General features: G+C 43.9%; 9 protein-coding genes and 1 pseudogene. 8 read left to right on the plus strand and 2 right to left on the minus strand.

Going from position 1 to position 10,209, the window contains the following annotated elements; translation table 11 throughout:
- Window positions 1-266: pseudogene (locus PX484_RS11460) on the plus strand (hypothetical protein); the annotation flags it as partial.
- Between the two features lie 6 nt (window positions 267-272).
- On the opposite strand, the gene PX484_RS11465 reads toward PX484_RS11460, so the two are convergent.
- Together PX484_RS11465 and PX484_RS11470 are read right to left on the minus strand one after the other, a co-directional pair.
- A complete protein-coding gene (locus PX484_RS11465) occupies window positions 273-683 on the minus strand; it encodes a salt stress protein, Slr1339 family (protein WP_002799982.1) in 411 nt (136 codons plus the stop codon).
- A 173-nt stretch (window positions 684-856) separates the two neighbouring features.
- Window positions 857-1,114, minus strand: coding sequence for a CRR7 family NDH-1 assembly protein (locus tag PX484_RS11470; protein WP_287764983.1), 258 nt, complete (start codon window positions 1,112-1,114; stop codon window positions 857-859).
- An 82-nt stretch (window positions 1,115-1,196) separates the two neighbouring features.
- On the opposite strand from PX484_RS11470, the gene PX484_RS11475 reads away from it, so the two are divergent.
- From PX484_RS11475 to PX484_RS11505, 7 genes are all read left to right on the plus strand, one after another.
- Window positions 1,197-2,621, plus strand: a complete 1,425-nt coding sequence (locus PX484_RS11475) for a protein adenylyltransferase SelO (protein WP_409786507.1) — start codon at window positions 1,197-1,199, stop codon at window positions 2,619-2,621.
- A 340-nt stretch (window positions 2,622-2,961) separates the two neighbouring features.
- On the plus strand, window positions 2,962-3,429 hold the full coding sequence (locus tag PX484_RS11480) for a hypothetical protein (protein ID WP_287664724.1): 468 nt from the start codon (window positions 2,962-2,964) through the stop codon (window positions 3,427-3,429).
- A 684-nt stretch (window positions 3,430-4,113) separates the two neighbouring features.
- Window positions 4,114-4,380: a hypothetical protein gene (locus PX484_RS11485; protein ID WP_002765250.1), complete on the plus strand. Its 267-nt coding sequence runs from the start codon at window positions 4,114-4,116 to the stop codon at window positions 4,378-4,380.
- Window positions 4,381-4,384: 4 nt separating this feature from the next.
- Window positions 4,385-4,765: a clan AA aspartic protease gene (locus PX484_RS11490; RefSeq protein ID WP_287664728.1), complete on the plus strand. Its 381-nt coding sequence runs from the start codon at window positions 4,385-4,387 to the stop codon at window positions 4,763-4,765.
- 164 nt (window positions 4,766-4,929) lie between these two features.
- Window positions 4,930-6,168, plus strand: coding sequence for a helicase-related protein (locus PX484_RS11495; protein WP_288103902.1), 1,239 nt, complete (start codon window positions 4,930-4,932; stop codon window positions 6,166-6,168).
- A 225-nt stretch (window positions 6,169-6,393) separates the two neighbouring features.
- Complete coding sequence (locus tag PX484_RS11500) at window positions 6,394-6,834, plus strand: DUF29 domain-containing protein (RefSeq protein ID WP_002799947.1); 441 nt, start codon at window positions 6,394-6,396, stop codon at window positions 6,832-6,834.
- 56 nt (window positions 6,835-6,890) lie between these two features.
- Complete coding sequence (locus PX484_RS11505) at window positions 6,891-10,079, plus strand: Eco57I restriction-modification methylase domain-containing protein (RefSeq protein WP_287764976.1); 3,189 nt, start codon at window positions 6,891-6,893, stop codon at window positions 10,077-10,079.
- The last annotated feature ends 130 nt before the right edge of the window (window positions 10,080-10,209 follow it).

The raw sequence follows: 10,209 nt of genomic DNA on the forward strand, positions 1-10,209 counted from the left end.
CCTTACAAACGGGACAATTACCGCAAATTGTCAGCCATTTTGCCGTGGATAGTTTTCTGATTAATCAAGGAAAATATCCCCATTGTGACCCCCGGGGTTTTGATCTACAACGTCTCTACAATCTCATCAGTCAAGCTTTGGGTTATGACCCCGGCACTGTTTATGGCATCGTCCCTCGTTACGGCACAAATATTATAGCCGGTGATAATATTTGGTGGCATAATCAAGTTTTTGACGCAGCCAATTTACCCACAACTTTAAATTAGACCTGATCATTTATAAATATCCACTTCTCCCAAAGCTTCTAGATAGGTGATCGCCGCTTCTAAAGGAGAATCGTAGCTATAGGAAAACTCCTCAAACCAGCGTCCTTCCTCCGATTTGGCATCTAATTTATTTAACCATTGCTTCGCCTTTCTAGTTAAAGCTTCTCGCTTACGCTGCTGTTTTAATGCCGCTGCTTTTTCTTTTTCCGCTGCCTCCTGTTGTTGCCTTTCTTGGTTTTCTAAGGCTAAAGCTTTTAAAAGCGCATCGGTAGCAGAATCGCCAGCATAATTAACCTTAAATTCGTCTGGGTAACGATCTTTTTCTTGGTGAGAAGAAGGGGACGGCATCGGTTTTTCCTGATCCCGTTTCTGGTATTCTGCCTTCATTTGTGCCAGTAAATCTTCTATTTCTCCCATAATGGTCAAGTTAGAAAGTAAAAAGTTAAAAAGATAATTGCTCTGATTGCCTCTGCCTTAATAACTAAGTAGCTGGTTATAATTAAATTGAAGATGGATCCCCCCTTAATCCCCCCTTGATAAGGGGGGTGTCTGACAGTTTTTAACACCTAACTACTTAATAATGGGTTTCCTTATTTTTCCAAACGCACTAGATACCATTGTAAATAACCCTCCTCACCCAGGTCCAACTCGCAGTAATTATCGCGCAGATAGAGAGATTTTTCCTCAAAACTAGAGAATTTTGCCAATTGTCGGGGACAAATCTCCGGTTTTGCGCTGATTAAATCTTTTAACTTATCCCGCAACTGGTCGGGAGTCTGGAATTGTTCAGGTTGATCGGCCTCAAGGACAAGAAAATAGTCCCCTTGATACATAATAGAATCGGGCATCGCTGTTTGATAGTCTCAGTAGGAAAATTTTTTGGCTATCTTTATCACTTTATCGCCTCAACGCTCGATCGACACCACCACTATGACAGACCATCTCACCAATCCCTTTCTCAGTCTCCCTTACGAAAGCGCCATGCAGGACTTGGGGGACCAATACTATGATCAAGTTGCGGCTGCGGATTTTCCCAGTCATATCCTTCGTTTTCGCAATGATGCTTTATTACCTTTGGTGGGAATTCAGCCAGAATTAACCTTAGATGAGCATTTTATCGAGGCTTTTGGTAAATTTCAATCCCTGACCCCCTTTTTGGCCCTGCGTTACCACGGTTATCAATTTGGCGAGTATAATCCTTTCTTGGGAGATGGTCGCGGTTTTCTCTACGGTCAAGTTAGGGGTATTGATGGCAAATTATACGATTTTGGTACGAAAGGATCGGGACGGACTCCCTATTCTCGTCATGCAGACGGTAGGTTAACTCTCAAGGGTGGAGTCAGAGAAGTCTTAGCCGCGGAAGCTTTACGCAGTTTAGGGGTGAATACCTCTCGCTGTCTGAGTTTGGTGGAAACGGGGGAAGCTCTCTGGCGCGGCGATGAACCTTCCCCGACGCGATCTTCGGTGATGATTCGAGTTAGTAATTCTCATATTCGTTTCGGGACTTTTGAGCGTTTATTTCATATTAAACGTAGCGATTTAATTAAAAGACTCCTCGATCATGTGATTATTTATTATTATCCTGAAATCAATCCCCAAGATAGTGATCGCTATTTAAAATTTTACGCCGCTTTAATCGAAAGAACCGCTAAATTAGCAGCCCAATGGATGGTCGCAGGTTTTTGTCATGGGGTTCTTAATACCGATAATATGTCAATTACTGGGGAAAGTTTCGATTATGGTCCCTACGCTTTTATTCCTTCCTATAACCCCCAATTTACGGCGGCTTATTTCGACTACGGTGGCCGTTATAGTTATGGTAATCAGCCTTTTATCTGTCGTTTAAATCTAGAGTTACTGCAATCTCCCCTGTCGATGGTCATCTCCTTGTTAGAGTTAGATATGGCTTTGGCTAACTATGACCAGCATTACAATTTTTATTATCAAAAAATGATGCTCAAAAAGTTAGGTTTTGAGGATATTTTTACTCCCGAATCCGCTTTACTGGTCAGCAAAACTGTGGAAGTTCTCCAAGAAACTGACCTGGGTTATCACGACTTTTTCTATCAATTAAGTGAACAATTTAATTACGGTTGGCGAGAAAATAGTTCCCTAATTCTTGAAAATACGGATTTACCAAAAGCTGATTGGCAACGTTGGCGAGAGTTATATAGTTTGGTCTTAAATCAATTACCCCTAGATTCCTTGTCTGAAATTGACGACACCTTAACGCATTATAATCCTAAAACCGCTTTACTTAGACCGCTAATCGAATCGGTTTGGGAGGCAATTACTTATAACGATGATTGGCAACCTTTCCACGAATTAGTGATAAAATTACAAAATAAGCAGTAATTAAGTAATAAGTAGTGGTGCAAAATTAATTTCTTGGTTAGAATAGGCAAGAGGTGGTTAAATATGTGTAATTAATTATCTCTAGCTACTTATTTAGGTCATTTCCTGAAATGCGTTGGACAAAAATTGACCAGACTTGGCGATCAATGTTTTCTCTCCAACCATTGAGAGTTGTCAAAATAATAGTAAAATTTTGTGACAAAGTGCAGTCATATCTAAGAATCTTTGCTAAAATTCTGGAAGGATTCTGTGATCAGTCTCCTTAAAGGAGATTGTTTGCAGTAAACTAATCTGGCTAACAGGCTAGGGATCGCAAACAATAACTATAAACCAACAAAATATGAGTCAACAAGACCAACAAGGTGATCATTCAACTCCTAAAAATATTCAAGATCAAGACCCTATAAAACGTCCAAAAGTACCTCTATGGCTTATTGGTGTAATAGCATTTACCTTTACTTGGATTTTTATTGGAATTTCGGTTATTATTGGTTGGCGAATGTATTGGAACTCTCCTATTCATCCAAGCTTTGCATTGTTTGGCGCTGTTGCATTTTCATCTGTTACAGCTTTTACGATTGTTCTAACACTTGAGATTGTAACTGGGCGCGATTTATCTTTTGAGTTTGCTAATTTAAAGTTTACTGGTACATCTGGACCAGTGACTTTATGGATACTAGCTTTTTTGGCAATAATGAGCACTTTTATATTAGGTGATTTTCAAAATCTTGCTAAATCAGAAGCAAAGCCTAATCCTCCTCTCCACCAATTGGCACCATCAAACTCATCAGATACGCCAACTCCTTGAATAATAAGTAATTTGTCAACTGTGAAAAAAATTAAAGCAATATTTGCGCTCTTAATAAGTGTTGTGACAATTGTTTTTACCCTGTTTTGCTCATTCCCAATTGTAACTAAAATTGGAATAATTTTTGTTTATCTTGTTTGTATGGCGATTATTTTAGACTATCTCTCTCGTATCTGAAAATTTATTTTTAGTTCATTAGACATCTCCATAGTATTATCTCAAGACCAAAAGTCTATCTAGTTAAGGAATCTACCCGAATAAAAATGATTTTAATTGCCTCATATTTTTTCAGTAAAATTGAATTAGCAACGATAGATATACATTCTAGCCATCGAACGATTTGGTTAGTACACAGGACAAAAGCAAGCTGTGACTAGGTTGTAATTTTTGGAGATGTCTATTCATTGAAGCTGTGCGTCTAAGTGCGATGCCGCTCTTGTAGGGTGCGAAAACGCGCGTGTAACGCACCTTTTTCAAGTGAGATCGCCAGTCTTGTAGGGTGCGTTCCCTAATGGGGGTCTTACTGCTCCACCAATAGATTTTTGGGGAACGTACCATGCCCATGGATTGAAGCTGTGAGTCTAAGTACGATGCCGCTCTGGTGGGCCTAGTTGAGGAATGTTAGGGAAGATTCCCAATGTTTGGTTAAAATAGAGGGGCAAAAGTCGCCCCAGGGTCGCTTCAATGACAGTTAGACAACCCCGCTACAGTAAAGAAGAATTCGCTCGACGTGGTAATGAGATTTATCAATCTCAGGTACGTCCCCAAGTCGAGGAAGGCAACTATGGCAAAATTGTGGCGATCGATATTGAGACAGGAGCCTTTGAATTAGCAAAGGATACGATGACTGCTTCAGACCGATTGCTAGAACGTTGCCCCGACGCTCAAATCTGGTGCGTTCGGATTGGTCATAGAGGAGTTCATCGCTTTGGTGTCGGTCGTTTGCAATAACTCTATGATGCAAGGAATTGTTGATCAAAACTGTGAGGCGACTATCCGACTGGTCGTAGGCAATTTAGATTCACAGAGGCAAATGATCGATGCTGTCATTGATACAGGATTTACAGGTTTTCTGACTCTGCCTTCCTCAGTGCTTGCCGATCTCAACTTACGCGCATATAGACGTGAAGAGGGAATCCTGGGGAATGGAAGCACTTGTATTTTCGATGTGTATCGTGGTTTAGTTATTTGGGATGGAGAGTTGCGGCGAATTGATATAAACGAATCGGATACAGAACCTTTGGTTGGTATGGGTTTACTCTACGGCTATCGGATGCAGCTTGATGTAATCGAGGGTGGTACGGTTACAATCCAGGCATTGAGCAGTTTAAGTTGATCCGTGGGTCACTGTCTAACCAGCCCTAGGGTGCGTTCCCTAATGGGGGTCTTACTGCTCCACCGATCGATTTTGGGGAACGCACCATGCACATTGATTGAAGTTGTGAGTTTAAGTGCGATGCCGCTCTGGTGGGACCAGTTGAGGATGGCAAGCTGGTAGCATTGGTAGATTTGCTTCAACAGCAACATCCTACAGATAAGGTGCTAATTTTCACTCAGTTTGCCGATACCGCTCGCTATCTGGCAACAGCGTTGCAGGCCCAGGGCATCACTCAGATTGGTTTGGCGACTGGACAATCGACTGACCCGACGGCTCTGGCTTGGCGGTTTAGCCCCATCAGTAATGAAAAATCCATCCCAGCAGCCGAGCAATTACGGGTGTTGGTGGCGACGGATGTGTTGAGTGAGGGGCAAAACTTGCAAGATTGTGCCATCATTCTCAACTACGACTTGCCCTGGGCGATTATTCGTCTGATTCAGCGGGCAGGACGGGTAGACCGGATTGGGCAGCAGGCGGACGAAATTCTCTGCTATTCGTTTTTGCCTGCGGAGGGGGTGGAGCGGCTGATTAACCTGCGGGGACGTTTGCGCGACCGCCTGAACGAAAATCAAGAAGTGGTAGGCACCGATGAAGCCTTTTTTGAGGACGAACAAGCGCGGGAGATGCTGCTAAATCTTTATAATGAGCGATCGGGGGTGCTGGATGAAACCGATGAAGGGGAGGTGGATCTAACCTCCGAGGCGTTGCAGATCTGGCAAAGTGCGATCGATGCCAACCCTGCCCTGAAAGGGATGATCGAAAAACTGCCCGATGTGGTGTACTCCACACGGGAGCATGAATCTACAGTATCTGATCCAGAGGGTGTGTTGTTGTACCTCCGCACGGATAGCGGCACCGACGCTTTGGCATGGGTGGACAAGGACGGTAACAGCGTCACCCAGTCTCAGATGCGGATTCTCCGTATGGCGCGATGCAGCATTGATACCCCAACCTTACCCCGCCATCCCCAGCACCATGAACTCGTGACACGGGGGGCGGAACTGATCGCGGAGCAAACCAAAACTGTGGCGGGTACCCTGGGCAATAAGCGCAGTGCAGCGGCACGGACTTATGATCGCCTGATGGCCTACACCCAACGGATCCGTGAAACCACGCCTCTACTGGCCATGGGGACGGAATGGGAAAACCGGTCACGGGCGATCGAAGAAATCAACCAGCATCCGTTAAAGCAAAATGCGGTCGCTCGTCTCAACAGGGAACTTAAAGCAGGCATCAGTGATGAGCAGTTGGCAAAACTGGTGACATTTCTGCGGGAGCATGATGCTTTGTGTGTGATCAACCCGGAGGAACGGCAAGACGGAGCACGAATTATCTGTTCGATGGGATTATTTAGAGGCTAAAGTAGAGGCAGGTTCCCAGTATTTCCCCCTGTTGAGAAAACAACCTATGACTGAAACTAAGTAGCTGGTTATAATTAAATTAAAAATGGATTTTGCCTTTAATCCCCCCTTGATCCCCCCTTGATAAGGGGGGTGCCGATCCCCCCTTAGTCCCCCCTTTAATCCCCCCTTAATAAGGGGGGCATCTGACAACTTTTAACGCCTACCTACTTAGGAGAAGAAACGATGCGATCCAATCTCTATGAAACAGATTTTTATGCTTGGACTTTGGAGCAATCTAAGTTACTCCAAATAAGCGATTTTAAGGGATTAGATATTGTGAATTTGGTCGAGGAAATTGAATCTTTGGGTAAACAACAGCGGCAAGAATTAGAGAACCGTTTAGCAATCTTGCTTGGTCATCTTCTTAAGTGGGACTACCAGCCCGAACGCCGTAGCAAAAGCTGGAAAGCTACTATTCGTGAACAACGACGAGCGATTCAAAGACTGATGCAAGCAAACCCTAGCCTCAAGCCTTATCTAGAAGAGGCGATCGCCTACGCTTATCAATCTGGGATTGATCTAGTGGTGCGCGAAACGCCCTTGGACGATCAAGATTTACCCGCCGATTGTCAGTACACACCAGAGCAAATTTTCGACCCTAATTTTCCTCAGACTTTGAACTAGGCTTGACATCATATTTCCAGATGTATTGCTGATTAATTCTCCAAGCCCTTAACTCTATGCCACTGAATCGCCAACGCGCCCAAAAGTATCTCCAGAAGTTTGATTTTGAGTCTCTGTTCATTGAAGAATTGGGCTGGGATACGGTTGATCGCGTCACGTTACCGTTTGAGGTGGATGGCGAACCCTTTGAGGTGGTTTCTATTACTCAAAAGCGCGGCTTCACTGTATTCAAGTGCATCACCCCAGAAATTCCAACCCGTCCGATTCGGGTGAAGCTCGATCGCCAACTGACGGACTACAGCAAATCCCACCTGTTGGTATTTGGCGATGAGGGCAAAACCCAACAAATTTGGATGTGGGTGCGGCAAGAACTGGGAAAACCCCTCGCCCCTCGATTTGAGCAATATCAGGTGGGACAGTCGGCGGAGCGGTTGTTGCAGAAGTTAGAGGCGTTGGCGATCGCATTTGCGGAAGAGGAAAAGCTAACCCTGGTGGAAGTCGCCGGGCGAGTCAAAAAAGCTTTTGATGTCGAGAAAGTCACCAAGAAATTCTTTACCCGATTTGAAAAGGAACACGGGAAATTTCTTCAATTTATTCAAGGTATTCAGTCAGAATTTGATTGCATCTGGTATGCTTCGCTGATGCTCAATCGGCTGATGTTTGTTTATTTCATCCAAAAGAAAAACTTTCTGGATGGCGATATAAATTATTTGCGAAATCGGCTCAAACGGTGTCAGGCAGAATGGGGAAAGGATAGGTTTCATTCGTTTTATCGACAGTTTTTGCTGAAGCTGTTCCATGAGGGGTTAGGCAAGCCCGATCGCAATCCTGAATTAGACAAACTCTTGGGCAAAATTCCCTATCTAAATGGCGGCTTGTTTGAAGTCCATCAGTTGGAGGAAAAGTATGACAGCACCCTGCAAATTCCCGATGCAGCGTTTGAGCAAGTCTTTAACTTTTTTGATGAGTACGACTGGCACTTAGACGACAGACCACTTCGCAACCAAAACGAAATTAACCCGGATGTACTGGGCTACATCTTTGAGAAGTACATCAACCAGAAGCAAATGGGGGCGTACTACACCAAGGAAGACATCACCGAATACATCAGCAAGAACACGATTCTTCCCTTTTTGTTTGACCAAGCAGAGAAGGGCTGTCAGGTTGCGTTTAAGCCAGAAGGGGCGGTATGGGCGTTGCTGCGGGAAAATCCTGACCATTACATCTATCCTGCGGTTCGTCAGGGTGTAGATCTCGAACTCCCGACTGAGATTGCCGCTGGCATTGAGGATGTCTCGCAACGAGGCAGCTGGAATAAGCCTGCTGCCGATGGATTTGCCCTACCCACAGAAACCTGGCGGGAGTATGTGGCGCGGCGCAAGCGGTGTTGGTCACTGCGGCAAAAACTGGCTGCGGGAGAAGTTACCCAGATCAATGACCTGATTACCCACAACCTAGATATTCGCCAATTCGCCCAGGATGTGATCACCAGTTGCGAAAGTTCGGATTTGCTGAAGGCATTGTATCAAGCGATCGAACAAGTCTCGGTGTTAGATCCCACCTGTGGATCGGGGGCGTTTTTGTTTGCGGCGTTGAATATTCTGGAGCCACTCTATACAGCTTGTCTGGAACGGATGCAGGGGTTTGTCGATGAGGATGATCTGAGGCTCTCACAGGAACCAGAGGCAAAACCGCGTTATGAATACTTCCGCAAAGTGCTGGCAGAGATGGCGAAGCACCCTAATCTTCGCTATTTTGTGCTGAAGTCGATCATGCTCAACAACCTCTATGGTGTGGACATCATGGAGGAAGCGACGGAAATCTGTAAGCTGCGGCTATTCCTGAAGCTGGTGGCGCAGATGGAACCCCAACCCAAGAAGCAAAACTTTGGACTGGAACCGTTGCCGGATATTGATTTTAATATTCGGCTGGGTAATACGTTGGTGGGGTTTGCGTCGCTGAATGAAGTTTGCGAGGCGATGGCAAGGGATACCCAAACCGGGCAAGGTCGTTTAATTTTTGATGATGGGGTGTTGAATCGGATTGTGCAGGGTGCGGCGGCGGCGGATATGGAGTTTAAGCGGTTTAAGTCGCTGCAAGTGCAAGATTCTATTGCGGGTGCAGAAGTTGCAGAATCTAAGCGGTTATCAAAGGCGGCTTTGGCACAATTGCGGGAGGAGTTGGATCGCTATTTAGCGGAAGAATATGAGTTGGGTTTGTCGAAAAAGTCAGGGGCTTTTCAGAAATGGAAGGAAAGTCATCAGCCGTTTCATTGGTTTGTAGAGTTTTACAGCATCATCAATCGCGGTGGCTTTGATGTGATTATCGGTAATCCACCCTATGTTGAGTACAAAACCGTAAAAAATATTTATACAGTTCGAGGCTTTAAAACTATAGATTGTGCAGATTTATATGCATTTACGATGGAGCGTTCTTTAACCCTTTTACTCAAAAAAGGATGGATTGGTATGATTGTTCCAGTCTCCATTGTAAGCACAGATGGATTTGACTCCTTAAGAACGTCTTTTAAGAGTCAGAAATGTATATCATGGAACCTAAATTTTGCAGAACGCCCTTCCAAACTATTTACCGGAGTGGAGAAGCGTTTGACGATCTGGCTTACGCACAAAATTAATGAAGAGACGCAGACATCATCTCATCTTGAAGGGTATAAGCGTTGGCTCGCAGAAGAGAGAGATAATCTTTTTGCTCAAATCAAATTTGTCAAGCACAATAATTCATTAAATTTAGTTGGGACTTCAATCCCCAAGATATCTTCAGCAATAGAGGCTAATATACTCACGCGAATGTCAGAGCAAAAGTCATTAGCTACATTTCTTTCTAAACAAGGTCAACATATTATCTATTACACAAGAAAGCTTAGATATTTTGTGCAATTTTATAACTTTATTCCTAGAATCTCTAATGTCCAGGGTGAAGTAATTGAGCCATCAGAACTAAAGATTCTATCCTTACCATCTAATGCATTGAAAGATATTGCAATTGCCGCCTTAAATTCCAATCTTTTCTTCTGGTTTTTCAATTCCTATTCTGATGTTAGAAATGTCAACCGAAGAGAAATTGAGGAATTCAGGCTGTCAATGGATGAAGTTGAATCTGAATTGATATTGATTCTCAGTGATCTTGTAAATGAGTTAATGCAAGACTTCCAAAGAAACTCTCAATATCTCACTAATAATTATGGGAAATATGGTGTTCTGACTATCCAATCTTGGCTCTTCTAGGTTCTGTGTGAGCATGGTATAATAGTAAAACAGAACAGGAGGTGGGTTATGTGGATAAATTTTGATCAACTCCTCGATTTACCAAATGTAACAGTGGTCAATTATCAAAAAATTGCTCAGACAATTTTCC

The organism is Microcystis sp. M49636_WE2 (assembly GCF_030065375.1).
Lineage (GTDB): Bacteria > Cyanobacteriota > Cyanobacteriia > Cyanobacteriales > Microcystaceae > Microcystis > Microcystis aeruginosa_C.

Bases quoted from the DNA above. Each gene is read 5' to 3' on its own strand.
- PX484_RS11465 (WP_002799982.1), bottom strand. From the start codon at position 683: ATGGGAGAAATAGAAGATTTACTGGCACAAATGAAGGCAGAATACCAG.
- PX484_RS11470 (WP_287764983.1), bottom strand. From the start codon at position 1,114: ATGCCCGATTCTATTATGTATCAAGGGGACTATTTTCTTGTCCTTGAG.
- PX484_RS11475 (WP_409786507.1), top strand. From the start codon at position 1,197: ATGACAGACCATCTCACCAATCCCTTTCTCAGTCTCCCTTACGAAAGC.
- PX484_RS11480 (WP_287664724.1), top strand. From the start codon at position 2,962: ATGAGTCAACAAGACCAACAAGGTGATCATTCAACTCCTAAAAATATT.
- PX484_RS11485 (WP_002765250.1), top strand. From the start codon at position 4,114: ATGACAGTTAGACAACCCCGCTACAGTAAAGAAGAATTCGCTCGACGT.
- PX484_RS11490 (WP_287664728.1), top strand. From the start codon at position 4,385: ATGATGCAAGGAATTGTTGATCAAAACTGTGAGGCGACTATCCGACTG.
- PX484_RS11500 (WP_002799947.1), top strand. From the start codon at position 6,394: ATGCGATCCAATCTCTATGAAACAGATTTTTATGCTTGGACTTTGGAG.
- PX484_RS11505 (WP_287764976.1), top strand. From the start codon at position 6,891: ATGCCACTGAATCGCCAACGCGCCCAAAAGTATCTCCAGAAGTTTGAT.